Origin of the sequence: Curtobacterium sp. MCLR17_058 (assembly GCF_003234705.2) — a bacterium.
Classification (GTDB): Bacteria; Actinomycetota; Actinomycetes; order Actinomycetales; family Microbacteriaceae; genus Curtobacterium; species Curtobacterium flaccumfaciens.
The window spans coordinates 2103622-2129824 of sequence record NZ_CP126262.1; the positions used below are offsets into that span (position 1 = coordinate 2103622).

A 26203-nucleotide genomic window follows, 5' to 3' on the forward strand; every position below is an offset into this window, starting at 1 on the left:
ACAACCGGGCGTGTCGACGGCGCGTCACCCGACCAGGGCGGTCCGCAGGGTGTCGAGGCCGATGCTGCCGAGCGAGAGCGCACGGTGGTGGAACGCCTTCAGGTCGAAGTCGGCTCCCTCGCGGGCGGCGACCTCGTCGCGGATGGACTCCCAGACGCGCTGACCCACCTTGTACGAGGGGGCCTGCCCCGGCCACCCGAAGTACCGGGCGACCTCGAACCGGACGAACGCGGGGTCCATGTTCACGTTCTGCCCCATGAAGTCGAGCGCGTACTCCCACGTCCAGCCGCCGCCGTCGGGGTTCGTCTTCTGCAGGTGCACGCCGATGTCGAGCACGACGCGGGCCGCACGCATGCGCTGCCCGTCGAGCATGCCGAGGCGGTCCCCGTCGTCGTCGAGGAACCCGAGCTGCTCCATCAGCCGTTCGGCGTACAGCGCCCAGCCCTCGACGTGCCCGGAGGACCCGGACAGCTGCCGTCGCCACGTGTTCAGTTCGCCGCGGTTGTAGACGCCCTGGCTGATCTGCAGGTGGTGTCCGGGGACACCCTCGTGGTAGACCGTCGTCTTCTCGCGCCAGGTGCCGAACTCGGTGACGCCCTCGGGGACGGACCACCACATGCGGCCGGCACGGGAGAAGTCGTCGGAGGGGCCGCTGTAGTAGATGCCGCCCTCCTGCGTGGGGGCGATCCGGCACTCGAGGCGACGGATCGGGTCCGGGATGTCGAAGTAGGTCCCGGCCATCGCGGCGATCGACGCGTCACTCGTCTCCTGCATCCACCGCTGCAGTGCCTCGGTGCCGTGCAGGATCCGGGACGGGTCGGTGTCGAGCACCTCGATCGCCCGGGCGACGCTCGCACCGGACTCGATGCGGTCGGCGATGCGCTCCTGCTCGTCCCGCATGCGCGAGAGTTCCTCGAGGCCCCACTCGTACGTCTCGTCGAGGTCGACGACGGCGCCGAGGAACCGGCGCGAGTGCAGCTCGTAGGCTTCGCGACCGACGGCGTCGACGGGGGTGGCAAGCGGCAGCAGCTCGTGCTCCAGGAACTGGCCGAACGAGCGGTAGGCCGCCGCGGCGACCTCGGCACCGCGGTGCAGTTCTGCTCGGAGCGTCTCCGGCACGGGGACGTCGCCCTCGAACGCGGCGGAGTCGGCCAGCTGACGGAACATCCCGCCGTCGGCGCCGGTGCGCGCCGCCTGCTCGGCGATGAGCGCGACCTGGCGCTTCGCCGGGGTGACGCCTTCACGCGTGCCCTCGAGCAGGGTCTCGCGGATGCCCTCGAGCGCATCCGGCAGCGCCTGCAGCCGACTCGCGATGTCCTGCCAGTCGCCCTCGGTCGCGGTCGGCATCAGGTCGATGATCTCCCGCACCGACTGCGCCGGGCTCGCGATGACGTTGAGGTCGCGGAGGTGCAGCTTGCGCTCGTACGACTCCTGCACCAGGTCCAGCTCGGCGCCGAGGTCGGCCTTCGTCACCTGGTCCACCGAGTCGACGGCGGGAGCGGCGTCGAGCGCACGCTTCGCACCGCGCGCGGCCTCGGCCATCGCGGCGGCACCGGCGGGCGAGGTGTCGCCGTACTCCCCCGTGCGCCCCGGGACGCCGATGTACGTGGCGGTCGTCGGGTCGAGGTCGACGAGGGTGGTGACCCAGTCCTCGGCGACGCGGTCGACGGCGGACGGCTGGCGGACAGGACGCTCTTCGCTCATGCCCCGACCCTACCGACCCGCGGGTCGGCAGGAATCCCGAGCCGCCCGGGTCAGTGGGCGGCGCTCTCCCAGTTCGGCCCCACACCGACCGAGACGTCGAGCGGGACGCTCAGCTCGGCGGCGCTGCCCATCCGGGTGCGGAGGATCTCCTCGACACGCTCCTGCTCCCCGGGCGCGACCTCGAGGATGAGCTCGTCGTGCACCTGGAGCAGCAGGTGCGACTGCAGCTCGCCGTCGCGCAGGTCGTCGGCGACCCCGAGCATCGCGATCTTGATGATGTCGGCGGCCGAACCCTGGATCGGGGCGTTCAGCGCGGCGCGTTCGGCGTTCTCGCGCAGGACCCGGTTCGGGCTCTTCAGGTCGGGGAACGGGCGACGGCGACCGAAGATCGTCTCGGTGTAGCCGTCCTCGCGCGCCTGCTCGACGACGTTGCGCAGGTAGTCGCGCACCGCACCGAAGCGGGCGAAGTACTCGGTCATCAGGGTGCGGGCCTCGGACTGCTCGATGCGCAGCTGCTTCGACAGACCGAAGGCGCTCAGCCCGTAGGCCAGGCCGTAGGACATCGCCTTGACCTTGGTGCGCATCTCGTTGGAGACCTCGGACGGGTCGACTCCGAACACCCGGGCGCCGACGAAGCGGTGCAGGTCCTCGCCCTCGTTGAAGGCCTGGATGAGCCCCGGGTCGCCGGAGAGGTGCGCCATGATCCGCATCTCGATCTGCGAGTAGTCGGCGGTGACGAGCGTCGTGTACGGCTCGGCCACCGCGAACGCCGACCGGATCCGGCGACCGACGGCCGTCTTCACCGGGATGTTCTGCAGGTTCGGGTCGGTCGACGAGACCCGGCCGGTGCTCGTACCGGTCTGCTCGTAGCGGGTGTGGATGCGCCCGTCGACCACGGCGGCGTCGAGCGTGTCGACGATCTGCCGGAGCTTCGTGGCGTCGCGGTGCTGCAGCAGGAGCCCGAGGAACGGGTGCGGGTGCTGTTCCTGCAGGTCGGCCAGGCTCGCGGCGTCGGTCGAGAACCCGGTCTTGGTCTTGCGGGTCTTCGGCATCGCGAGCTCGGTGAACAGGACTTCCTGCAGCTGCTTCGGCGATCCGAGGTTGACCTCGTGCCCGATCTCGGCGAAGGCCTGCTGCGCGAGTTCGGCGGCGCGCTCCCCGAGTTCCTTCGACAGGCCGGTGAGCACCGGGCGGTCGATGCCGACGCCGATGGTCTCCATGCCAGCCAGCACCGACACGAGCGGCAGCTCGATGTCGTCGAGGACCTGCAGCGAGGACGCGTCGATCCGGGCGCGCAGGGCCGTGGTGACGCGGAGCACGAACCACGCGTGCACCCCGACGTTGACCGGGTCGGTCTCGGGGACCAGCTGGTTGGGGTCGGCCGTCGGCAGTTCCTCGCCGAGCTCCTGGTAGACGAGGTCGGACAGTGGCTGTCCCTGCTTGCCGGGCTGCGCGAGCCACCCCATGATCCGTGCGTCGCCGGCGATGCCGTTCACGACGAAGCCGGCGGTGCCGAGCGCCTTGATCGCGGCCTTGGCGTCGTGGAAGTGCTTCGGGGCGTCGGAGGCGAACCAGGCCGAGAGCTGCTCGTAGTCCTTCGCGCCGCTGCCGCCCGGCACCAGCACGGCGTCGTCGTGGGTCGCGATGCCGATGGCGCTGAGGCGTCCGTCGATGACCTCGACCGCGACGCCGTAGCCGTTCGCCGCCTCGGTGGCGTTGCGGCGCTCGAGCCAGTAGCCGAGCTCTTCGTCGATCAGCGTCTTGACGGGCGGCGGGGTCGGCGCGCCGTCATCGACGGTGCCCTCGGCCGCGGGCTCGGCGGGGTCGCCCGACCCGGCCACCTTGAAGACGCGGTCGAGCAGCGTGCGGAACTGCAGCTTGGCGAAGAGCTCGCGCACCGCGGTCTCGTCGACCGGGCGGAGTGCGACGTCGGCGGGACCGACGGGCAGCTCGACGTCGGTGACCAGGCGGTTGAGCCGGCGGTTCCGGATCGCCCGGTCCTGCTGCTCGCGCAGGTTGTTGCCGACGACGCCCTTGATCTCGTCGGCGTGCTCGAGGACGCCGTCGAGCGACCCGTACTGGGTGACCCACTTGACCGCGGTCTTCTCGCCGACCTTGTCGATGCCGATCAGGTTGTCGCTGGTCTCGCCGACGAGTGCGGCGATGTCCGGGTACTGGTGGGGCTCGATGCCGTAGCGCTCGTAGACCTTGTCGCGGTCGTAGCGGGTGAGTTCGGAGACACCGCGGACGGACGGGTAGAGCAGCGTGACGTCGTCGTTGACGAGTTGGATCGAGTCGCGGTCACCGGAGACCACGTAGACCTTGAAGCCCTGGTCGGCACCCTGCTTGGAGAGGGTCGCGAGGATGTCGTCGGCCTCGTAGTCCTCTTTCGTGACGGTGGTGATGCCCATCGCCTCGAGCGCCTGCTGCAGGAGCGGGATCTGGCCCTTGAACTCGGCCGGGGTCTCGGAGCGGGTGCCCTTGTACTCGGCGTACTCACGCGTGCGGAACGAGAACCGGGAGATGTCGAACGCCACCGCCAGGTGGGTGGGCTTCTCGCGCTGCAGGAGCATCAGCAGCATCGAGATGAAGCCGTGGATCGCGTTGGTGTGCTGCCCCTCGCGGTTCACGAAGCTGTCGACCGGCAGCGCGTAGAAGGCCCGGAAGGCGAGCGAGTGGCCGTCGATGACCATGAGGGTAGGCTTTGCGGAGTCCGACACCCGGACAGCCTACCGACGCCCGCTGACACGGAAGGTCGACGCAGACCGTGACCGACGACACCACATCGACCACGATCGATCCCCGCATCGACGAACGCGGCATGGGCGAGCTGGCCGAGAAGATGGGCATGGTCATCACCGAGCTCTCGGCCGAGCGCGCGGTCGGTTCGATCCCCGTCGAGGGCAACCGCCAGCCGGTCGGCCTGCTGCACGGCGGCGCCTACGTCGTCCTCGCGGAGAGCCTCGGTTCGATGGCCGCGAACGTGCACGCCGGGCCCGGCCGCTACGCCGTCGGCATCGAGCTCAGCGCCTCGCACTCCCGCAGCGCCACGAGCGGCATCGTCACGGGCACGTGCACCGCCATCCACCTGGGCGGCACGCTCACCACCCACGAGATCGTCCTGACCGACGACCAGGGTCGTCGCTGCTCCACCGTGCGGATCACGAACATGATCCGCGAGCGACGCTGACCGACGGAGCGACGGAGCGACGGAGCGACGGAGCGACGACTCAGTCCTCCGGCGGCCGCTGCAGCAGCAGGCGGGCGTCGCCGAACCCGAGCCGCCGGTAGAGCCGTTCGCCGTCCACGCTCGAGTGCACCGACGTCCGCTCCACGCCGAGCTCGTCGGCGAGCTCGAGCAGCGCCGTCACGAGGCGTCCGGCGACGCCGGAACCACGCAGCTCCGGGTGCACGTAGACCGTCTGCAGCTCGGCGGCGAACCGGTCACCGTCGACGTGCGGCGCCGGCGGTCGCGGGTGGACCGCCAGCCACGCCATGCCGAGCACCACGCCGTCCCGCTCGGCGACCACGCACCGGTGCGACCCCCGGTGACGGGCGGCGAAGTCCGTCATCGCCCTGCGGTACTCCTCCGGCGTCTGCACCGGTGAGCGGCCGTCCTCGTCGACGCTCCACCGCCACCGCAGGTCCGCCACCGCCGGCATGTCGTCAGGCCGGGAGGCCCGGATCACCACGTCGTCCATGGCTCCAGCCTGCCAGGTGGTCGCGGCACACGCCCCGCCCCCGGACGCAGGAACGCCGCCGACCCCAGGGGGGCCGGCGGCGTTCCGTGAGCGACGGTGGAGCGCTGGACTACTTCTTGGCGCTGAGCTGCTCGATGATCGCCTTCGCGACGTCGTGCATGGTCAGGCGGCGGTCCATCGAGGCCTTCTGGATCCAGCGGAACGCCTCGGGCTCGGTGAGGCCCATCTTCTCGTTCAGCAGGCCCTTGGCGCGGTCGACGAGCTTGCGGGTCTCGAAGCGCTCGACGAGGTCGGCGACCTCGGCCTCGAGCGTGATGATCTGCTGGTACCGCGAGAGGGCGATCTCGATCGCGGGGAGCAGGTCGTTCGGGGTGAAGGGCTTGACCACGTAGGCCAGCGCTCCGGCCTCGGTCGCACGCTCGACGAGGTCCTTCTGGCTGAACGCCGTCAGCAGGACGACGGGCGCGATGTGGTTCTTGGACAGCTTCTCGGCTGCGGAGATGCCGTCGAGCTGGGGCATCTTGACGTCCATCACGACGAGGTCGGGGCGGAGGTCGGTCGCGAGCTGGACGGCGGTCTCACCGTCACCGGCTTCACCGACCACGTCGAACCCGTTGTCGCGGAGGATCTCCACGATGTCGAGGCGGATGAGCGACTCGTCCTCGGCGACGACGACGCGACGGGGTGCTGGTGCTGTTGCTTCTGTGTCACTCACGGACGAAAGCCTACTAGACGACGGAAGTGCCGTATCCCAGACCACGCAGATCGATGCTCGGTACGAGTGGCGGGACGCGGGTCCGAACTGCCCCGCACGCCGTGAGCGATTTCGTACGAGTGGCGGGACTTGAACCCGCACGCCGTGAGGCAGAGCATTTTGAGTGCCCCGTGTCTGCCGATTCCACCACACTCGCGAGGACTCCAGGCTAGCAGGACGCGCGCACCACCCCGGTCGCCGCCGGGAGCGACAACTCGAACACGGCGCCGCCCAGGGTGCCGTCCTCGCCGTACCGCAGCCCGCCGCCGTGCGCCTCGGCGATGCCCCGCGCGATGGGGAGCCCGAGCCCCGCTCCGCCCGAGCGGGCGTCCCGTGCGGCCTCGAGCCGGACCAACCGGTCGAACACCCGCTCACGGTGTTCCACGGGGATCCCCGGCCCGTCGTCCTCGACCCGCACCACGGGGCCGGGTCCGCGGTCGTCGAGGCTGACGGCGACCCGTCCCGTCGCACCGCCCGCACGTGCCGCGTTGTCGACGAGGTTGCCGAGGACCTGGGCGATCCGCTCGGCGTCGACGTCGGCCTCCACCGGGTGCGCGGGCACGACGACGTCGAGCTCGAGGGTAGGCAGCCGGAGCCGGAGCCGGTCTCCCTCGGCCGCCAGGAACGCCCCGAGGTCGACCACCCGACGGTCGAGTTCGATCCCGCGGTCGAGCCGGGCCATCGTGAGCATGTCCTCGATGAGCCGAGCTGCCCGGTCGGCCTGCCGGACGACGTGCACGGCCAGCACCTCGCGGGTCCGGTCGTCACCGGCGCCACCCCGCACCAGGGTGTCGGCGGCCGCGCGGACCCCTGCGACGGGTGTCCGCAGTTCGTGCGCGGCGTCGGAGAGGAACGACCGGACGCGGGCCTCTGCGGCGACGGCGTCACGCTCGGCGCCCTCGACCGCGTCGAGCATCTCGTCCAGGGCGACGGCCACGCGACCGATCTCGGTGTCGCGGCGCGAGGGTCGGAGCCGCTGCCCACGGTCACCGCCGGCGATCGACCGCGCGGTCGTCGCCATCTGGTCGAGCGGTCGCAGGGACCGTCGGACGACCAGGACGACGCCGAGGACGGCGATGCCGAGGAACGCCGCCGAGGCACCGCCCATCACCCAGCCGAGCTGCACGAGCGTGTCCTGGACGTCACGGGTGCCGGCGGTGAGGGTGATCCGGGTGCCGTCGTCGAGCCGGCTCACCAGGGTGAGGACACCGTCGTCCTCGCGAACCGACGACGACGTGATCGTGGCGCCGTCGTCGGCGGGCGCCGGCGTGGCCGGATCGGTGGGTGTCCGTCCGACGCCCCCGCTGCCCCGCGGGACCGTCACGGGGAGGGAACCGGGGTCGAGCGGACCGGCGCGGAGCTGGTCCGGGGTCGGTCCGGCCTCGACGGCGTCCCCGTCCGGCTGGACGATCCGGACCGAGAGTCCCTGCGCGGAGAGCCGGTCGGCCAGATCCTCGGCGTCGACGGTGCCGACGAGCGCCGCAGCGGCCGACGCACGGTCACGCAGGCGGTCCTCGGCCTGGGCGCGGAGCCGGACGCCGAGCAGCCCCTCGACCGCGATCGTCAGCCCGGCGAGCAGGACGGCGAGCAGGACCACGATGGCGACGACGGTCCGCAGCCGCAGCGAGGTGGTCCGCAGGCGCCCGGCCTCAGCCCTCACGCTGCGGTCCGCTCGTCGCTGAGCCGGTACCCGATGCCCCGGACGGTGTGCACGAGGCGTGGTCCGTGCGCCTCCATCTTCCGCCGGAGGGCGCTGAGGTGGACCTCGACGACGTTCGCCGCGACGTCGTCGTACCCCCACACCTGGGTGGTGATCTGTCCCTTGGACACCGTCCGGCCCCGGCTCTCGGCCAGGAAGCGCAGCAGGCGGAACTCCGTCGCGGTGAGGTCGAGCAGCACCCCGGCGCGGCGGGCGGTGGCGGCGTCCGGGTCGAGCACGAGGTCGCCCACCTCGACGACCGAGGGGATCCGGCCACGCCGTCGGAGCACCGCGGTCACGCGGGCGACCAGTTCGGCCATCGCGAACGGCTTCACCACGTAGTCGTCGGCCCCCTCGGCGAAACCGCGCAACCGCTCGTCGAGTTCGTCCCGCGCGGTCATCATGACGACGGCGGCGTCCGTGGCGGAACGCACCCGTCCGGCGAGCACGATGCCGCTCGGTCCGGGCAGCATCCAGTCGAGCAGGACGAGGTCGGGGGCGCTGCGTCGCAGGTCGTCGACGAGGTCCCGTCCGTCCGCGGCCTCGGCGACGAGGAAGCCCTCGGCGCGGAGTGTGGTCGCGACCGCGGTGCGGATGGAGTCGTCGTCGTCGACGACCAGGATTCGGGCGGGAGCAGGCACGGCGGACACCGTACGGCGCTCCGACGGCCACCGAGCATGGAGGACGCTGGAGAACCCCTGTGCTTCAGGCATGCTTCAGATTCGGACTCGAGCGTCGTCTGCAGCGGCGGATCACCCGGATCCGCTCGGACAGACGAACGGTGACCACCATGCACGACGAACGAGACGACTCGACCACCACTCCCACCCGGCGACGCGGGGCGCTCCTGCGACGGGTCGGCATCGGCACGGCCGCGGCCGCGGTCCTGGTGCTCGGCGGGTTCGGCATCGCCACGGCGAACGCAGCCACGACCACCCCGGCGCAGGGCACCCCGACCGGCGCACCGACCGGTGCGACCACGCAGGCCCCGGCTCCGGCCGACGGCGACACCGCGACGGTGCCCGCACCGCCCGAGGGCGGGCCCGCGACGGCGCCCGGCTGCACGGCGCTCCCGGACGCCGGTGCGCACGCGACCGTCCCCGCCCCGCCGAAGGGCGCCGACGGGAAGGCGCCGACCCCGCCGAAGGAGGGTGCGAAGCCCACGGCGCCGACCCCGCCGGAGGACAGCGCGACGGGGAAGGCCACGGCACCAGCCCCGGCAGCTCCCGACGCGACCACGACCCCTGCGCCGGCCTCCGGTTCCTGATACCGAGCCGGGGAGCGCGCGCCGTCAGCGATCCCGATCGCGCGGGGCGCGCCTCCCGGTCTGGTCGTCCCGAGCGTCTCCGGAACCCTCGAGCGCCTCGATCGCCGCCACGAGACCGGCCCGTCGCGGCGACCGCCGCGGCAGCACCGCGAGCAGCGCGCGCAGCACGAGCGCGTCGGTCGCACCGTCCGGTGTGCGCGCCCACGCGAGCAGGGCGTCGACGCCGCCGTCGGCGACGACCGACTCGCGGAACCGCAGCCGCACCAGGTCACGCACCGCGTCGACGCCGGGTGCGGCGGAGCCCGGCAGGACCGGTCCGGCGTACCGGTCGACAGCCTGGAGGCGCGCCCCGCGTTCGAGCGCGGACAGCACGCCGTCGACGTCGGTCCGGACCCCGGTCACCCGGTACGGCCGCGACGTCACGGTCACGTCCGGCGCGTGCTGCGCGAGGACCCGGCGCAGCCGGACGACCTCGGCGCGCAGGGTGACGACCGCGCCCGGGTCACCGTAGACGGCGGCGGCGAGGTCGGTCGCTGCGAGGCCGGCGGGGTGCGCGGCGAGCACGACGAGCAGTTCGGAGTGCCGGGCGGACAGCTCGACCCGGCGGTCGGCGATCCGGAGCACGGCGGTGTCGGTCCCGAGCACGGTCAGCTCGGCCGACGGTACGCGGGGTGTCCGTGCCCGGGGGCGGACCGCAGCCAGGGCGAGTTGGGCCTCAGCGGCGGCGACCGTGGCGGCGAGCAGCGACAGCGTGTGCCGCTCGACGGCGCGGTCGTCGCCCGTCAGGTCGAGCACGCCGACGGTCGCACCGCTCGCGTCGTGCACCGGGACCGCCGTGCACGAGAACGGCTTGACGGCGTTCGCGTAGTGCTCGTCGGAGCGGATCTGCACCGGACGGTCCAGGCGCAGTGCCGTGCCGGGCGCGCTGGTGCCGACGCGGTCCTCCGACCAGTCGGCTCCGGGGACGAAGCCCATGTCCTCGGCGGCGCGACGCGTGGAGCGGGCGCCGTCGACCCAGACGAGACGGCCCGCGGCGTCCGCGACGGCGACGACGCACCCGGCCGAGCGGGAGTCGTCGAGCAGCAGCCGGCGGACCACCGGCAGCAGGGTGGCGAGGGGGCCGTCGTGCCGTACGGCGTCGAGTTCGTCGTCGCCGAGGGCGAGGACCGGGGTGGCGTCGGGGTCGACCCGGGCGGACCGCTGCCACGATGCGGCGACGAGCGGGCGGAGCCGACCGGGTGCGCGCATGCGTCCTCCGATCGACCCCACCCGCCGCTCCGTCGCGACGCGTGCGGTCAGCCTACGTCCGGGCCACCCGCGGGACCAGGCCGAGATCGGCGAGCTCGACGTCGTCGAACATCCGCGACCGGGTGAGGAACCGTTTGCCCTCCGGGACCTCGACCGAGAACCCGCCGCCCCGACCGTCGACGACGTCGATCGTCAGGTGCGTGTACTTCCAGTACTCGAACTGCGACACCGACATGTAGACCTCGACCGGCTCGAGACCGTCCACCTGCAACGCGCCGAGCAGGACGTCCCCCGGACCGGTCCGGAACATGCCGACGGGGTAGCACATCGGGCTCGAACCGTCGCAGCAGCCGCCGGACTGGTGGAACATCAGCGGGCCGTGCCGGGCGGTGAGGGTGTGCAGGAGCTCCCCCGCCGCCGGCGTCACCGCGACGCGTGCGGTGTCGGGCATCAGAAGAAGCCCATCGGTCCATCGGCGTAGGAGACGAGCAGGTTCTTCGTCTGCTGGTAGTGGTCGAGCATCATCTTGTGGTTCTCGCGCCCGATGCCGGACTGCTTGTAGCCGCCGAAGGCCGCACCCGCCGGGTACTGGTGGTACGTGTTCGACCACACGCGCCCGGCCTGGATGTCCCGTCCGGCGCGGTACAGGGTCGTGACGTCCCGGCTCCACACCCCGGCGCCGAGCCCGTACAGGGTGTCGTTGGCGGTGGCGATCGCGTCGTCGTAGCCGCTGAAGGACGTCAGCGCGAGCACGGGCCCGAAGATCTCCTCCTGGAAGATCCGCATCGAGTTGTCGCCCTCGAACACCGTCGGCGTGACGTAGTAGCCACCGGAGAGTTCGCCGCCCAGATCGGCGCGCTCGCCACCGGTCAGGAGCTTCGCGCCCTCCTGCTTGCCGATGTCGATGTAGCTCAGGATCTTCTCGAGCTGGTCGTTGGACGCCTGGGCGCCGATCATCGTCGACAGGTCGAGCGGGTGTCCCTGCTTGACGGCGCGGACGCGTTCCAGGCCGTCGGCGACGAACCCGTCGTAGATCTCCTCCGCCACGAGTGCCCGCGACGGACACGTGCAGACCTCGCCCTGGTTGAGGTTGAAGAACGTGAAGCCCTCGAGCGCCTTGTCGTAGAAGGAGTCCTTCTCGGCCGCCACGTCGGGGAAGAACACGTTCGGGCTCTTGCCGCCGAGCTCGAGCGTCACCGGGATGAGGCTCTGCGAGGCGTACTGCATGATCAGCCGCCCGGTCGTGGTCTCCCCCGTGAAGGCGATCTTCCGGATGTCCGGGTGCTGCGCGAGCGGTGCGCCGACCTCGATGCCGAAGCCGTTGACCACGTTGAGCACCCCGGCGGGCAGCAGGTCGCGGATGAGCTCGACGAGCACGTGGATGGACGCCGGGGTCTGCTCGGCGGGCTTCAGCACGACGCAGTTGCCGGCGGCGAGGGCCGGTGCGAGCTTCCACACCGCCATCAGGATCGGGAAGTTCCAGGGGATGATCTGCCCGACCACGCCGAGCGGCTCGTGGAAGTGGTAGGCCACGGTGTCGTGGTCGATCTCGCCGGCGGAGCCCTCCTGCGCACGGATCGCCCCGGCGAAGTACCGGAAGTGGTCGATCGCGAGCGGGATGTCGGCGCCGAGGGTCTCACGGATGGGCTTGCCGTTCTCCCACGTCTCGGCGACGGCGAGCATCTCGAGGTGCTCCTCCATGCGGTCCGCGATCTTGTTGAGGATGACGGCACGTTCAGCCGCGCTCGTCCGTCCCCAGGCCGGGAACGCCTTCCATCCGGCGGCGACGGCCCGGTCGACGTCCGTGGAGTCACCGCGGGCCACCTCGGTGAACACCTTGCCCGTGACGGGGGTGGGGTTCTCGAAGTACTGCCCGCTGGCGGACGGCACGTACTCCCCGCCGATGAAGTGGTCGTACCGGGATCGGTACTCGACCAGGGAGCCGGGCTCGCCGGGTGCGGCGTAGCTGGTGGGCGAGGGTGCGATGGTCATGGTGGTGCCCTTTCGACGACGCTGTCGGGGCGCACGGGTCGCGCGCCTGCTCCGCACAGTACGACCGCGGGGGTTGCAGGTCGTTGCACGGCCCGCGGCTCCGACGGGTAGCGTGCTGGACACCAGCGCTGGCGATCAGGGAGGAGCGCTCGTGGATTCTCGTGCCGTCAGGACGTTCCGGGTGTTCGTCGTCGTCACCGCCGTCGTCGCCATCGCACTGGGCATCGTGGCCATCGTCTGGCCCCGCCCGTCACTCGTGCTCGTGGCGCTGCTGTTCGGCGTGTACCTCGTCGTGGCCGGGGCACTGCGCGTCTTCGCCGCGGTGCGGGGGCACGGCACCCGTCCGGTGTGGCGGTGGACGTCCGGCATCGTCGGCGGCCTGGTCGCGGTCGCGGGGCTCGTGACCCTGCTCGACCCGGCGATCCCGCTCGTCGTCTACGCGGTGCTCGCCGGTGTCGGGTTCGTGATCGAGGGGATCGCCGCGATCGTCGGCGGCTTCGTCGGCCACCCGGGGTCGTCACGCGTCCCGACGGTCGTCAGTGGCGTGCTGTCGATCATCGGGGGCATCGTCGTGCTCGTCGCCCCCGGACTCGCGCTGACCGTCTTCATGGTCTTCGCCGGCATCGCGCTCATCGTCGTCGGGGCCGCGACCCTGCTGCTCCTGCCGCCGCGCGCCGCCGTCCGCCGCTAGCCGCCGCTCGCCGCCGTCCGCCGCTAGGCCGACCCGGTGCCGAAGAGCAGCCCGAGCGCGTAGGTGACGATCGCCGCACCGAACCCGATGGCGAGCTGCCGGAAGGCCCGCTTGCCCGGCGAGGCCCCGCTGAGCACGCCGACGACGGCGCCGGTGCCGAGCAGGGCGATGCCCACCAGCCCGCCGGCCACCGCGATCGCCGGCCACCCCTGCATCCCGAACAGGAACGGCAGCACCGGGATGATCGCGCCCGAGGCGAAGAAGCAGAAGCTCGACACCGCGGCGCTCAGCCCGGTACCGACCGCCTCGTGGTCGTCCGTGACCGCGGTCGAACCGGTCGCCGGCCGCCGCTCGCCGATGCCGGACAGCACCTGCGCGGCGTGCTCGGTCGCCTCGGCCTCGGACATCCCGCGCGCGCGGTAGACCAGCGCGAGCTCGTTCGCATCGACGTCGAGGTCCGACACCGCCTTGCCGGCCTCGGGGTGCGGCGCGGACGCCTCGAGCAGTTCGCGTTGCGACCGGACGGAGACGTACTCCCCCGCCCCCATCGACAACGCGCCGGCGAGCAGGCCGGCGATGCCGCTCAGCAGCACGAAGTGCCGGTCGGCCCCCGAAGCACTGATACCGATGATGAGCGCCAGGTTGGACACCAGACCGTCGTTCGCGCCGAACACCGCCGCCCGGAACGTGCCGGACAGCCGCATCCGGCCCCGGTTCGCGAGCCCGCGCACGACCTCGCCGTGGATCCGCTCGTCGGCGGCCATCCGCGCGGTCGCGTCCGAGTCGTCGGCGTACGGCGAGCGGTCCTCGGCGCGCTGCATGAGCGCGAGGACGAAGACCGACCCGAACCGCTTGGCGAGCACGGCGAGCACCCGGGTGCGCAGGCTCCCCCGCTGGGGACGTCCGACGTCGTCGCCGAGCAGGTCGAGCCAGTGGTCGGCGTGCCGTCCCTCGGCCTCGGCCAGCGCGGCGAGGATCTCGCGCTCCTCGCCGGAACGGCGGGCAGCGAGGTTGCGGTACACGGCCGCCTCGGCACGTTCGTCGGCCAGGTAGCGACGCCAGCGGCGGACGTCGGCGCGCGGCGCCGGGGTGTCGGATCGGAGGCTCACAGCGACCATCCTGCCGCCTGCGGCCGACGTCCGGTCACCACCAGGGCCGTGGAGACGCGGCAGGGCGCGGACCGGAAGCGGTCGGCGCTGCGCGCGCCGGGCCTCCAGTCCGCGCCCTGGTGGTGACGGATCCCTCGGATCAGTCCCGGACGTAGGCCGGGGCGGCCTCGGCGTGGGCGTCGCCCACCCGGTGCACGCGCAGGTCGTTCGTCGAGCCCTCGATGCCGGGAGGGGACCCGGCCGTCACGATGACGCGGTCGCCGGGGGCGGCCAGGCCGTTCTCGAGGAGGACGTCGTCCACCTGCGAGAAGAGCTCGTCGGTGTGGGTCTTCCGCTCCACCAGGAACGAACGGACACCCCAGGTGAGGGCCATCCGGCGGCGCGTGGCCTCGTTCGGGGTGAAGGCGATGATCGGCAGACCGTGGCGCAGGCGCGACATGCGGCGGGCCGAGTCACCGGACTCGGTGAAGACGCAGAGGTACGACGCCTCGGTGAACTCGGCGATCTCGACGGCGGCGAGGGTGATCGCACCGCCGAGGGTGCGCGGCTTGGTGCCGAGCGGCGCGATGCGCTCGAGACCGTGGTCCTCGGTGGACTCGACGATGCGGGCCATGGTGCGGACGGTCTGCACCGGGTACTCACCGACGCTCGTCTCACCGGACAGCATGACCGCGTCGGCACCGTCGAGGACGGCGTTCGCGACGTCGGACGTCTCGGCGCGGGTGGGGATCGGCGACGAGATCATCGACTCGAGCATCTGCGTCGCGACGATGACCGGCTTCGCCATGCGGCGGGACAGCTCCACGGCGCGCTTCTGCACGATCGGGACGGCCTCGAGCGGGAGCTCGACGCCGAGGTCACCGCGGGCGACCATGATGCTGTCGAAGGCGTCGATGATCTCCTCGAGCGCGTCGACGGCCTGGGGCTTCTCGACCTTGGCGATGACCGGCAGGCGCTTGCCCTCTTCGTCCATGATCTCGTGGGCACGCACGACGTCGCTCGCGTTGCGCACGAACGACAGCGCGATGAGGTCGGCACCCTGGCGGATCGCCCAGCGCAGGTCGGCTTCGTCCTTCTCGCTGAGCGCGGGGACGTTGACGGCGACACCGGGCAGGTTGATGCCCTTGTTGTTGGACACCGTGCCGGGGACGACGACCTCGGTGCGGACCCGAACGCCGTCGGTGTCGAGGACACGGAGGCGGACACGGCCGTCGTCGATGAGCAGCGGGTCGCCGGGCTTGACGTCCTGCGGCAGGCCCTTGAACGTCGTGCCGCAGATCTCCTTCGAGCCGGGGACGTCCTCGGTCGTGATGGTGAAGATGTCACCGACCGCCAGGTCGTGCGGGCCGTCGGCGAACCGTGCCAGACGGATCTTCGGACCCTGCAGGTCGACGAGGATCGCGACGGGCTTGCCGAGTTCTTCGGCGGCACGACGGACGTTGACGTAGTTGGCCTCGTGGACGCTGTAGTCACCGTGGCTGAGGTTGAGGCGGGCGACGTCGACGCCCGCTTCGATGATCTCCTTGACGGTCTCGTAGTCCGACGTTGCCGGTCCGAGCGTCGAAACGATCTTTGCGCGTCTCAATGGATTCCTTCGTGGTGGTGGATGGAGCTTGGGTTTCCGCGCTGTGGGGCCGCGCGGAACGAAGCGAGGCCACCAGCACCCTACCGAGTGCTGGTGGCCTCACGCTCACGGGAGCGTGAGCATCTGGTGGAGACGGTCCGCCGTCCGGCGGCGGTCCGACATCTGGTGCGCGTCCGACATTCCGTGATCGTCCGACATCAGACGGAGATCGCCCGGTCGGTCGCCTTGACCGGTGCCGGCAGGATCGTGGAGCCCTCGAGGTACTCGTCGACCTGTGCGGCCGCGGCACGGCCCTCGGCGATAGCCCACACGATGAGCGACTGCCCGCGACCCGCGTCGCCGGCGACGAACACGCCGGCTTCGTTGGTCGCGTAGTCGGCACGGCGGTCGAGCGCCCCGGAGACCGTGGTCGGCAGACCGAGCTGCGGCTCGATCGTGTCCGACTCGGGGCCGGTGAAACCCATCGCGATGAGGACGAGGTCGGCCGGGATCTCCCGCTCGCTGCCCGCCTTCGGGACCCGTCGGCCGTCGAGGTACTCGGTCTCGGCGACCCGCAGTGCGCGGACCTCGCCGGCGTCGTTCGACAGGAACTCGACGGTGGAGGCGAGGAAGTGCCGCTCGCCGCCCTCTTCGTGCGCGCTCGTGATCTCGAACACGGTCGGGAACATCGGCCACGGCTGGTCGGACGGACGCTCGAGCGGCGGCTGCTTGCCGATCGCCAGGTTCGTCACGCTCAGCGCACCCTGGCGGTGAGCGGTGCCGATGCAGTCCGCACCGGTGTCGCCGCCGCCGATGACGACGACGTGCTTGCCCTCGGCCGTGATCTGGTTGTCGACCGTCGTGCCCGCGTTCGCCTTGTTCTGCTGGACCAGGTAGTCCATGGCGAAGTGCACGCCCTCGAGGTCGCGCCCCGGGATCGGCAGGTCGCGCGGCACCGTTGCACCGGTGGCGACGACGACCGCGTCGTAGCGCGACTTCAGGTCGTCCCAGGTGATGTCCTTGCCGATCTCGACCCCGGCACGGAACCGGGTGCCCTCGGCCTGCATCTGGGCGAGGCGCGCGTCGATCTGGCGCTTCTCCATCTTGAAGTCCGGGATGCCGTAGCGGAGCAGCCCGCCGATGCGGTCGTCCCGCTCGTAGACGGCGACCGTGTGGCCGGCACGCGTGAGCTGCTGCGCGGCGGCGAGCCCGGCGGGGCCGGAGCCCACGACGGCGACGGTCTTGCCCGTCAGGCGCTCCGGCGGGTGCGGGGTGACCCAGCCGTTCTGGAACGCCTGGTCGATGATCGAGACCTCGACCTGCTTGATCGTCACCGGGGGCTGGTTGATGCCGAGCACGCACGACGACTCGCACGGTGCCGGGCAGAGCCGACCCGTGAACTCCGGGAAGTTGTTCGTCTCGTGCAGGCGCTCGATCGCCTGGCGGCCCTCACCGCGCCAGGTCAGGTCGTTCCACTCCGGGATCAGGTTGCCGAGCGGACAGCCCTGGTGGCAGAACGGCACGCCGCAGTCCATGCAGCGGCCGGCCTGGCGCTTCAGGACACCGGACTCCTGCTGCTCGTAGACCTCTTTCCAGTCCATGAGCCGCACGGGCACGGGTCGCCGGGGCGGGAGTTCGCGTTCCTGGACCTTCAGGAATCCCTTGGGGTCAGCCACCGGTCACCTCCATGATCCTGTTCCAAACGATGTCACCGTCGGGGTCGAGCCCCTCGTCGACGGCCTGTCTGCGCGTCTCGAGCACCGCCGCGTAGTCGCGCGGCAGCACCTTGACGAAGTCGCTCAGGTCTCCGGACGCCAGCAGGTCGGACGCGAGCGTCGACCCCGTCTCGTCGGCGTGCCGGGTGAGCAGGTCGGTGACGATCTCGACGTCGGCGCTGTCGAGCGCCTCGAGCCGGAGCTCGCCGGACGCGAGGGCGTCGGTGTTCACGTGTTCCTGGCGCAGGCCGCGGACGTACGCCGTCCCACCGGACATGCCGGCACCGAGGTTCCGGCCGGTCTCGCCGAGGATGAGCGCGAGCCCGCCCGTCATGTACTCGAGCGCGTGGTCGCCCACGCCCTCGACGACGGCCGTGGCACCGGAGTTCCGCACCAGGAACCGCTCGCCCACGATGCCGCGGATGAACATGCTGCCCTGGGTGGCGCCGTACCCGATGACGTTGCCGGCGATGACGTTCTCGGCGGGGTCGAAGCCCGAACCGGCGTCGGGACGGACGACGATCTGGCCGCCGGAGAGCCCCTTGCCGACGTAGTCGTTGCTGTCGCCGATGAGCCGCAGCGTGATGCCTGCCGGCAGGAACGCACCGAGCGACTGCCCGGCGGAACCGCGCAGCGTCACGTCGATCGATCCGTTCGGCAGGCCGTGCTCGCCGTGCCGCAGGGTCACCTGGTGGCCGAGCATGGTGCCGACGGCGCGCTCGGTGTTGCGGATGGGCAGGTCGAGCGCGATCGAACCGCCGTGGTCGAGCACGTCCGCGGTCTGCTGGATGAGCTGCACGTCGAAGTGCTGGTCCAGCTCGTGGTCCTGCTCGCGGTGGTGGCGGCGCGGTTCGGCGTCGTCGAAGTGCGGTCCCTTGAGCACCGGCGCGAGGTCGAGGCCCGACGCCTTCCAGTGCTCGACGGCACGGTCGACGTCGAGGGCGTCGGTCTGCCCGATCGCCTCGTCGAGGCTGCGGAAGCCGAGCTCGGCGAGGAGCTCGCGGACCTCTTGTGCGATGAACTCGAAGAAGTTCACGACGAACTCGGGCTTGCCGGAGAACCGCTTGCGGAGCTCGGGGTTCTGCGTGGCGACGCCGACCGGGCAGGTGTCCAGGTGGCAGACGCGCATCAGGATGCAGCCCTCGACCACGAGCGGGGCGGTCGCGAAGCCGTACTCCTCGGCCCCGAGCAACGCGGCCACGACCACGTCGCGTCCGGTCTTCATCTGCCCGTCCACCTGCACGACGACGCGGTCACGCATGCCGTTCAGCATGAGCGTCTGCTGGGTCTCGGCCAGGCCGATCTCCCACGGGGTGCCGGCGTGCTTGAGCGAGTTGAGCGGGCTCGCGCCGGTGCCGCCGTCGTGGCCGGACACGAGCACGACGTCGGCCAGGGCCTTCGTCACGCCGGCCGCGACCGCACCGATGCCGGACTGGCTCACGAGCTTCACGTGGACGCGGGCGGCCGGGTTGGCGCGCTTGACGTCGAAGATCAGCTGCTTGAGGTCCTCGATGGAGTAGATGTCGTGGTGCGGCGGCGGCGAGATGAGGCCGACGCCCGCGGTGGCGTGCCGGGTGCGGGCCACCCACGGGTAGACCTTGGCCGGGGGCAGCTGACCGCCCTCGCCGGGCTTCGCGCCCTGCGCCATCTTGAGCTGGATGTCGGTGGCGTGCGTGAGGTACATGCTCGTCACGCCGAACCGGCCGGAGGCGACCTGCTTGATCGCGCTGCGGCGCTCGGGGTCGAGCAGGCGGTCGACGTCCTCGCCGCCCTCACCCGTGTTCGACCGGCCACCGAGTCGGTTCATCGCGATGGCGAGCGTCTCGTGGGCCTCCTTCGAGATGGACCCGTAGGACATCGCACCGGTGTTGAACCGCTTGACGATCGACTCGATCGACTCGACCTCGTCGAGCGCGATGGGCTTCCGAGCGCCCTGCTTGAACCGGAACAGCCCGCGGAGCGTCATGAGCTGCTCGGACTGGTCGTCCACGGCGCTCGAGTACTCGCGGAAGATGTCGTACCGGCGGGCACGGGTGGCGTGCTGCAGGCGGAACACCGTGTCCGGGTTGAACAGGTGCGGCGGGCCCTGACGGCGCCACTGGTACTCGCCACCGATCTGCAGTCGCTCGTGCGAGAGCACCGCGCCGTCCTGCGGGTACGCCTGGGCGTGCCGCTCGGCGTTCTCCTTGGCGATGACGTCGATGTCGACGCCGCCCAGGATCGACGAGGTGCCCGTGAAGTACTTGTCGACGAACTCCTGGCTGAGCCCGACGGCCTCGAACGCCTGCGCACCGGCGTAGCTGGACACCGTGGAGATGCCCATCTTCGACATGATCTTCAGTACGCCCTTGCCGAGCGCCTTGATGACGTTCTTGACGGCCTGCTCCGGGGTGATCCCGGGGATCATGCCGGCGCGGACCAGGTTCTCGCAGGTCTCCATCGCCAGGTACGGGTTGATCGCCGAGGCGCCGTACCCGATGAGGGTGGCCACGTGGTGGACCTCGCGCACGTCGCCGGCCTCGACGATCAGCCCGACCTTCATGCGCTGCTCGGTGCGGATCAGGTGGTGGTGGACCGCGGCGAGGAGCAGGAGGCTCGGCACCGGTGCCTGCTCGGAGTTGCCGTCGCGGTCGGACAGCACGATGAACTGCTTGCCGGACTCGATCGCGGCGTCGACCTCGTCGCACACGGCGGCGATGCGCTTCTGCATCGCCTTCTTGCCGGCGTCGACGCGGTACAGGCCCTTGATCGTGACGGTCAGGTGGCGACCCGACTCGGTCTCGAAGTGCTGGACCTTGGCGAGCTGGTCGTTGTCGATCACCGGGAAGTCGAGCGTGATCTGCTTCGCGTGCTCGGGACCGGCGGAGAGTAGGTTGCGCTCCGGACCGAGTCCCATCCCCATCGAGGTGATGACCTGCTCGCGGATCGAGTCGAGCGGCGGGTTGGTCACCTGCGCGAACTGCTGCGTGAAGTAGTCGAAGAGCAGGCGCGGACGCTCCGACAGCACGGCGATCGGGGTGTCCGAGCCCATCGCGCCGAGGGGTTCGGCACCCGCTGCCGCCATCGGGCGCAGCAGGATGCGGACTTCTTCCTCGGTGTACCCGAACGCGCGCTGACGACGGGTGACCGACGCCGGGGTGTGCACGATGTGCTCGCGCTCCGGCAGGTCGTTGAGGTTGATGCGTCCGGCTTCGAGCCAGTCGCCCCACGGACCGGAGGCGGCGAGCTCGCGCTTGACCTCGTCGTCCTCGATGATGCGGCCGGCCTCGGTGTCCACCAGGAACATCCGGCCCGGACGCAGGCGGCCCTTGCGCACGACCTTGGCGGCCGGCACGTCGATGACCCCGGTCTCGGAGCCCATCACGATGAGGCCGTCGTCGGTGACCAGGAAGCGTCCGGGGCGCAGGCCGTTGCGGTCGAGGGTGGCGCCGACGAGCGAGCCGTCGGTGAAGGTGATCGCGGCGGGGCCGTCCCACGGCTCCATGAGCATCGAGTGGTACTCGTAGAACGCGCGGAGGTCCGGGTCCATCCCGACCTGGTTCTCCCACGCCTCGGGCACCATCATCGACACGGCGTGCGGCAGGGTCCGGCCGGTCAGGGTCAGCAGCTCGAGGACCTCGTCGAACGAGGCCGAGTCGCTCGCCCCCGGGCTCACGATGGGCAGCAGCGGGGCCATGTCGCCGAGCAGTTCGCTCTCGAGCTGCGACTGGCGGGCGCGCATCCAGTTGCGGTTGCCGCGCACGGTGTTGATCTCACCGTTGTGGGCGATCGTCCGGAACGGCTGCGCGAGCGGCCATGACGGGAACGTGTTGGTGGAGTAGCGCGAGTGCACGATCGCGAGCTTCGACGCGAAGCGCTCGTCGCTGAGGTCCGGGTAGAACGGCTCGAGCTGGAGCGTCGTGACCATGCCCTTGTAGACCATGGTGCGGCTCGACAGCGACATGAAGTACAGGTCGTTGTCGTGCTCGGCGCGCTTGCGGAGGCGGAAGGCCTGACGGTCCAGCGCGATGCCGCTCCACGAGGCACCGTGCACGTCGTGCCGGATGGAGGCGACGAAGAGCTGCTCGAACGCCGGCATCGCGGCACGGGCGAGCGTACCGAGGACCTCCGGACGCACCGGGACCTCGCGCCACCCGAGGACCTTCAGGCCCTCTTCGCGGGCGAGTCGCTCGACGGCGCCCTTCACCGCGTGGCGGGCGTCGTCGTCCAGGGGCAGGTAGGCGGTGCCGACGGCGTACTCCCCCGCTGCCGGCAGCTCGAACGGCACGACGGCCCGCAGGAACTCGTCGGGCACCTGGCACAGGATGCCCGCGCCGTCACCGGTGCCAGCGTCGGACCCCACGGCACCGCGGTGCTCGAGGTTCCGGAGCGCACCGAGGGCCGCGTCGACGATGTCGTGCCCGGGCGTGCCGCGCAGAGTCGCGACCATCGCGAGACCGCAGGCGTCCTTCTCGTTCGCCGGGTCGTACATGCCCGTCGCGTCCGGGATCGCGGAGAAGCGGCGGTGCGGCGGCACGAGGCTCGTCGGTGCCGAGGGCTGGGTTGGCTGGAGCGCCATGGGGAACCGTCCTCACGAGGAAGTGGAACAGGGACAGCGGTGGCCCGGTGGTGCGTTCCGCCCGAGCGGGCGGGACTGGTGCCCGTGCCCGCCGTCAGTGAGTTGCCCTGCCGGCCGGCGAGGTTGCTGGGCCCCGCTTGTGGCGGGGACCGTCTGGTGCTGCTGCTGCTGGTGTGCTGCACGTGACCGGTGGTCGTCGGGAGCGGGTGCTCCCACCACGGGATCAGCGAGTGGTCGTGACCGGTTCGTCGCTCGTGACGCCGTCTGCTGCGTCGTCATCGTGCTCCGAGAAGGTGTCCTCGGAGTCTACAACGGAGGTCGGACGGGGCCCGCGACCCGGCAGGTACGGGCTCGGCTCCTTGCCGGTGTGGCGACGGGTCTGCACCACGAAGATCAGGATGCCGATCACGACCGCGGCGAGGGCCACCCACACGTTGGTGCGGACGCCGAAGAAGGTCTCGCTCGTGTCGACGCGGATGGACTCGAGCACCGAGCGCCCGGCGCCGTACCAGATCAGGTACAGGCCGAGGACCTTGCCCCACTGCAGCGTGAACTTGCGCGCCAGGAAGAGGATGACGACCACACCGAGGACGTTCCAGATGATCTCGTACAGGAAGGTCGGGTGGAACAGCGTGCCCTCGGGCAGGCCCTTCGGGAACGCAGCGTTGCTCGAGTCGATCTCGAGGCCCCAGGGCAGGCTCGTCGGCATGCCGAAGAGCTCCTGGTTGAAGTAGTTGCCCAGGCGACCGAAGGCCTGTGCGAGCAGGACGCCCGGCACGACCGCGTCGATGAACGACGTGAACCGCAGGCCCACCTGACGGCAGCCGATCCACGCACCGACCGACCCGAGGATGAGCGCCCCGAAGATGGCGAGCCCGCCCTCCCAGATGTACAGGAAGGACAGCGGGTCGATGCCGGGGCCGAAGTAGTCGGACACGTGGGTGAACACGTGGAAGAGACGACCGCCGATGATGCCGGCGGGCACGGCCCAGATCGCGATGTCGATGATGATCCAGCGCTCGACGCCACGGGCGTTGAGTCGTCGGTTCGCCAGGACGACCGCGGCCACGATCCCGATCAGGATGCAGATCGCGTACGCGTGGATGCGGAAGTCGAGGGGCAGCGACCAGCCGAACGCGTCGCGCAGCCAGGCGGTCAGGTCGAAGTACTGCCAGGCGGTGCTCGGGCTCGGGATGCTCAGGAGGGGCATGGAGGTGCTGTCGCCTTTCGGAACTGACGGGGCGCGGTCGACGTGGCGTCGGCCTCGCTCACTGTAGCGCGGCTCGCGGGCCGGACAGGAACTGGACTAGCGGCGGCGGGCGCCGGTGGCGAGGTCGGCGGCACGGTCCGCCACGCCCTGCACACCGAGGTCGGCCAGCGCACGGACGAACGCGGACCCGACGATGGCGCCGTCGGCGTACTCGAGCACCTCACCGACCTGCTCGGCCGTCGAGATCCCGAGACCGACGCAGGTGCGCTCGACCCCGGCGTCGCGCAGACGAGACACTACCGTGCGTGCGGCGACGTCGACGCCGACCCGGGCACCGGTCACACCCATCGTCGAGACGGCGTACACGAACCCACGGCTGGCCTCGACCGCCTGGCGCATGCGCTCGTCCGACGAGGACGGTGCGGCGAGGAAGACCCGGTCGAGCCCGGTCCGCTCGGAGGCCTCGGTCCACGCGGAGGCCTCGTCGGGGATGAGGTCGGGCGTGATGAGGCCGGCTGCACCGGCGGCGACGAGGTCGTCGGCGAAGCGGTCCACGCCGTAGCGCAGCACCGGGTTCCAGTAGGTCATGACGAGGACCGGCACGTCGGCCCGTTCGGTGATCTGCTGCACGGCGTCGAAGACCTGTGCGACCCGGAAGCCGTTCGCCAGGCTCTCCTCGGCTGCCCGCTGGATCACGGGCCCGTCCATCACGGGGTCGGAGTACGGCAGACCGAACTCGATGACGTCCACCCCGTTCTCGGCGAGGGCGACGGCGGCGTCGACGCTGGTCTGCAGGTTCGGGTACCCGGCGGGCAGGTAGCCGACGACGGCTCCGGCGCGCTCGGCGTTGGCGGCGTCGATCGTCTGGGCGACGGTCTTGTTCGTGGTCACAGCTGCACCGCGTTCTCGTCGAGGATGCCGAAGTAGCGACTGGCGGACGCGACGTCCTTGTCACCGCGGCCGGACAGGTTCACGAGCACGACGCCCTCGGGGCCGAGCTCCTTGCCGAGCTTCATCGCACCGGCGAGGGCGTGGGACGACTCGATCGCCGGGATGATGCCCTCGGTCTGGCTCAGCAGGCGGAACGCCTCCATGGCCTCGGTGTCGGTGATCGGCTGGTACTTCGCGCGGCCGATCGACGCCAGGTACGCGTGCTCCGGTCCGACGCTCGGGTAGTCGAGTCCGGCGGAGATGCTGTGGCTCTCGATCGTCTGGCCGTCCTCGTCCTGCATCAGGTACGACTTCGCGCCCTGCAGGACGCCCTCGCGACCGAGCGTGATGCTCGCCGCGTGCCGACCGGTCTCGACGCCGTCGCCCCCGGCCTCGAAGCCGTGCAGTGCGACGGACTCGTCGTCGAGGAACGCCTCGAAGATGCCCATCGCGTTCGAGCCGCCGCCGACGCACGCCGCGACGGCGTCCGGCAGACGACCGACGCGGTCGAGGACCTGCTGGCGCGCTTCCTCGCCGATGACCTTGTGGAACTCGCGCACCATCTCGGGGAACGGGTGCGGACCGGCGACCGTGCCGAGCAGGTAGTGCGTCGACTCGACGTTGGCGACCCAGTCGCGCAGGGCGTCGTTGATGGCGTCCTTCAGGGTGCGCGATCCGGTCTCGACCGGGATCACCTCGGCACCGAGCAGGCGCATCCGGGCCACGTTGAGGGCCTGTCGCTCGGTGTCCACCGCGCCCATGTAGACGACGCACTCCATGCCGAACAGGGCTGCGGCGGTCGCGGTCGCGACGCCGTGCTGGCCGGCACCGGTCTCGGCGATCAGACGGGTCTTGCCGAGCCGACGGGCGACGAGGGCCTGGCCGAGGACGTTGTTGATCTTGTGGGACCCGGTGTGGTTCAGGTCCTCGCGCTTCAGGATGACCCGGGCACCACCGGCGTGCTTCGCGAACCGCGGCACCTCGGTGATGATCGAGGGGCGCCCGGTGTAGTCACGCTGCAGCTCGTCGAGCTCCGCACGGAACGCCGGGTCCGCCCAGGCCTGGCGGAAGGCGGCCTCGAGCTCGTCGAGCGCGAGGACGAGGGACTCGGGGACGAAGCGTCCGCCGAAGTCACCGAAGTAGGGGCCGTGCAGGTCGCGGAGTGAGGTCACGATGTGTCTCCCGGGACGAGTCCGACGCGGCCGGTCGGCCGCGTCGGACGGGTGGAACGTGCGGCCGCGGTCGGCGGCCTCGATACGTGGGCGGAGCCGGTCAGGCCCGGTCGGCGGCGTCGACGAACGACGCCAGGGTCGCGGCGGGGTCGTCACCCGTCACGAGCGCTTCGCCGACCAGCACGACGTCGGCGCCCGCCGCACGGTAGTGCGCGACGTCGGCCGGACCGGAGACCGCGGACTCGGCGACACGCACGACCCCGTCGGGGATGCGGTCGGCGAGCGACCCGAACAGGTCGCGGTCGAGCGAGAAGTCGGTGAGGTCCCGCGCGTTGACGCCGAGGATGCGGGCACCGGCGTCGAGGCCACGCGTGACCTCGTCACCGGAGTGCGCCTCGACCAGCACGCGCATGCCGAGTTCTTCGGCCAGGGTGTGCAGCTCGACAAGACGGGCCTGCTCGAGCGCCGCCACGATGAGCAGCACGACGTCGGCTCCGGACGCCCGGGCCTCGATCACCTGGTACGGGTCGGCGATGAAGTCCTTGCGGAGCACGGGCACCCCGACGCGGGCTTTCACGGCTTCGAGGTCGGCGAGGCTGCCGAGGAACTTGCGGCCCTCGGTCAGGACGCTGATCGTCGAGGCCCCGCCACGCTCGTAGTCGGCGGCGAGGGCGGCCGGGTCGGCGATCGCGGCCATCGACCCGCGGGACGGGCTGGCGCGCTTGACCTCGGCGATGATCTTCACCCGGTCGCCCGGGCTGAGGAACGCGAGGGCGTCGAGCGGCGACGCCACCCGGTCGAGGTCGCGTTCGACGTCCGAGTACGGACGGTCGACACGACGGGCGGCGGCGTCCTCGAGCGCGCCCGCGACGAGGGACTCGAGCACGTT

20 protein-coding genes and 1 tRNA gene are annotated in these 26203 nt (G+C 71.2%); 3 read left to right on the forward strand and 18 right to left on the reverse strand.

The features are described 5' to 3' along the window. Nucleotides 1-24 precede the first annotated feature (24 nt). Both DEJ11_RS10025 and polA read right to left on the reverse strand, forming a co-directional pair. Complete coding sequence (locus tag DEJ11_RS10025; protein ID WP_111103035.1) at nt 25-1704, reverse strand: DUF885 domain-containing protein; 1680 nt, start codon at nt 1702-1704, stop codon at nt 25-27. A gap of 50 nt (nt 1705-1754) precedes the next feature. Continuing rightward, nucleotides 1755-4397: a DNA polymerase I gene (gene polA, locus DEJ11_RS10030; RefSeq protein ID WP_258375312.1), complete on the reverse strand. Its 2643-nt coding sequence runs from the start codon at nt 4395-4397 to the stop codon at nt 1755-1757. 128 nt (nt 4398-4525) lie between these two features. On the opposite strand from polA, the gene DEJ11_RS10035 reads away from it, so the two are divergent. After that, nucleotides 4526-4894, forward strand: coding sequence for a PaaI family thioesterase (locus DEJ11_RS10035; RefSeq protein WP_051596794.1), 369 nt, complete (start codon nt 4526-4528; stop codon nt 4892-4894). Nucleotides 4895-4934: 40 nt separating this feature from the next. Here DEJ11_RS10035 and DEJ11_RS10040 read toward each other — a convergent pair whose 3' ends face one another. From DEJ11_RS10040 to DEJ11_RS10060, 5 genes are all read right to left on the reverse strand, one after another. Further along, nucleotides 4935-5405 carry a GNAT family N-acetyltransferase gene (locus DEJ11_RS10040; protein ID WP_111103037.1) on the reverse strand — a complete coding sequence of 157 codons (471 nt, stop codon included), beginning with the start codon at nt 5403-5405 and terminating at the stop codon, nt 4935-4937. A gap of 109 nt (nt 5406-5514) precedes the next feature. Next, nucleotides 5515-6120 carry an ANTAR domain-containing response regulator gene (locus DEJ11_RS10045; RefSeq protein WP_017887240.1) on the reverse strand — a complete coding sequence of 202 codons (606 nt, stop codon included), beginning with the start codon at nt 6118-6120 and terminating at the stop codon, nt 5515-5517. 114 nt (nt 6121-6234) lie between these two features. Continuing rightward, a tRNA-Leu gene (locus tag DEJ11_RS10050) sits at nt 6235-6316 on the reverse strand. 12 nt (nt 6317-6328) lie between these two features. Continuing rightward, the gene (locus DEJ11_RS10055) at nt 6329-7819 is read right to left on the reverse strand and encodes a sensor histidine kinase (RefSeq protein WP_111103038.1); all 1491 of its coding nucleotides are present in this window, start codon (nt 7817-7819) and stop codon (nt 6329-6331) included. Beyond that, nucleotides 7816-8499 carry a response regulator gene (locus DEJ11_RS10060; RefSeq protein ID WP_258371313.1) on the reverse strand — a complete coding sequence of 228 codons (684 nt, stop codon included), beginning with the start codon at nt 8497-8499 and terminating at the stop codon, nt 7816-7818. Before DEJ11_RS10060 ends, DEJ11_RS10055 begins: the two co-directional genes overlap by 4 nt. Nucleotides 8500-8648: 149 nt before the next feature. Here DEJ11_RS10060 and DEJ11_RS10065 point away from each other — a divergent pair, with 149 nt between their 5' ends. Then, complete coding sequence (locus DEJ11_RS10065) at nt 8649-9125, forward strand: hypothetical protein (protein ID WP_146250027.1); 477 nt, start codon at nt 8649-8651, stop codon at nt 9123-9125. 24 nt (nt 9126-9149) lie between these two features. On the opposite strand, the gene DEJ11_RS10070 is transcribed toward DEJ11_RS10065, so the two are convergent. Genes DEJ11_RS10070 through exaC form a run of 3 tightly spaced genes read right to left on the reverse strand, consistent with a single transcriptional unit; the run spans nt 9150 to nt 12365 of the window. Further along, nucleotides 9150-10373 carry a helix-turn-helix domain-containing protein gene (locus tag DEJ11_RS10070; protein ID WP_111103040.1) on the reverse strand — a complete coding sequence of 408 codons (1224 nt, stop codon included), beginning with the start codon at nt 10371-10373 and terminating at the stop codon, nt 9150-9152. Between the two features lie 52 nt (nt 10374-10425). Then, nucleotides 10426-10824 (reverse strand): DUF779 domain-containing protein, encoded by a 399-nt coding sequence (locus tag DEJ11_RS10075; RefSeq protein WP_111103042.1) that lies wholly within the window; start codon nt 10822-10824, stop codon nt 10426-10428. Further along, nucleotides 10824-12365 carry an acetaldehyde dehydrogenase ExaC gene (gene exaC, locus DEJ11_RS10080; RefSeq protein ID WP_111088760.1) on the reverse strand — a complete coding sequence of 514 codons (1542 nt, stop codon included), beginning with the start codon at nt 12363-12365 and terminating at the stop codon, nt 10824-10826. The genes DEJ11_RS10075 and exaC overlap by 1 nt, the downstream gene beginning before the upstream one ends. 151 nt (nt 12366-12516) lie before the next feature. On the opposite strand from exaC, the gene DEJ11_RS10085 reads away from it, so the two are divergent. After that, nucleotides 12517-13056 carry an HdeD family acid-resistance protein gene (locus DEJ11_RS10085; RefSeq protein ID WP_181440788.1) on the forward strand — a complete coding sequence of 180 codons (540 nt, stop codon included), beginning with the start codon at nt 12517-12519 and terminating at the stop codon, nt 13054-13056. Between the two features lie 23 nt (nt 13057-13079). Here DEJ11_RS10085 and DEJ11_RS10090 read toward each other — a convergent pair whose 3' ends face one another. From DEJ11_RS10090 to trpC, 8 genes are all read right to left on the reverse strand, one after another. Next, nucleotides 13080-14174, reverse strand: coding sequence for a VIT1/CCC1 transporter family protein (locus tag DEJ11_RS10090; RefSeq protein ID WP_111046404.1), 1095 nt, complete (start codon nt 14172-14174; stop codon nt 13080-13082). A 130-nt stretch (nt 14175-14304) separates the two neighbouring features. After that, nucleotides 14305-15750: a pyruvate kinase gene (gene pyk / locus DEJ11_RS10095; RefSeq protein ID WP_017887208.1), complete on the reverse strand. Its 1446-nt coding sequence runs from the start codon at nt 15748-15750 to the stop codon at nt 14305-14307. 197 nt (nt 15751-15947) lie between these two features. Next, nucleotides 15948-17405 (reverse strand): glutamate synthase subunit beta, encoded by a 1458-nt coding sequence (locus DEJ11_RS10100; RefSeq protein ID WP_111023053.1) that lies wholly within the window; start codon nt 17403-17405, stop codon nt 15948-15950. Beyond that, nucleotides 17398-22002, reverse strand: coding sequence for a glutamate synthase large subunit (gltB, locus tag DEJ11_RS10105; protein WP_372500256.1), 4605 nt, complete (start codon nt 22000-22002; stop codon nt 17398-17400). Before gltB ends, DEJ11_RS10100 begins: the two co-directional genes overlap by 8 nt. Nucleotides 22003-22225: 223 nt before the next feature. After that, the gene (gene lgt, locus DEJ11_RS10110) at nt 22226-23212 is read right to left on the reverse strand and encodes a prolipoprotein diacylglyceryl transferase (protein WP_181440789.1); all 987 of its coding nucleotides are present in this window, start codon (nt 23210-23212) and stop codon (nt 22226-22228) included. 96 nt (nt 23213-23308) lie between these two features. After that, on the reverse strand, nt 23309-24103 hold the full coding sequence (trpA, locus tag DEJ11_RS10115) for a tryptophan synthase subunit alpha (protein ID WP_071403730.1): 795 nt from the start codon (nt 24101-24103) through the stop codon (nt 23309-23311). Next, entirely contained in the window at nt 24100-25314 is a 1215-nt protein-coding gene (gene trpB / locus DEJ11_RS10120) for a tryptophan synthase subunit beta (RefSeq protein ID WP_071244754.1), read from the reverse strand. Before trpB ends, trpA begins: the two co-directional genes overlap by 4 nt. 100 nt (nt 25315-25414) lie before the next feature. Further along, entirely contained in the window at nt 25415-26200 is a 786-nt protein-coding gene (trpC, locus tag DEJ11_RS10125) for an indole-3-glycerol phosphate synthase TrpC (RefSeq protein ID WP_111103099.1), read from the reverse strand. Nucleotides 26201-26203 lie beyond the last annotated feature (3 nt).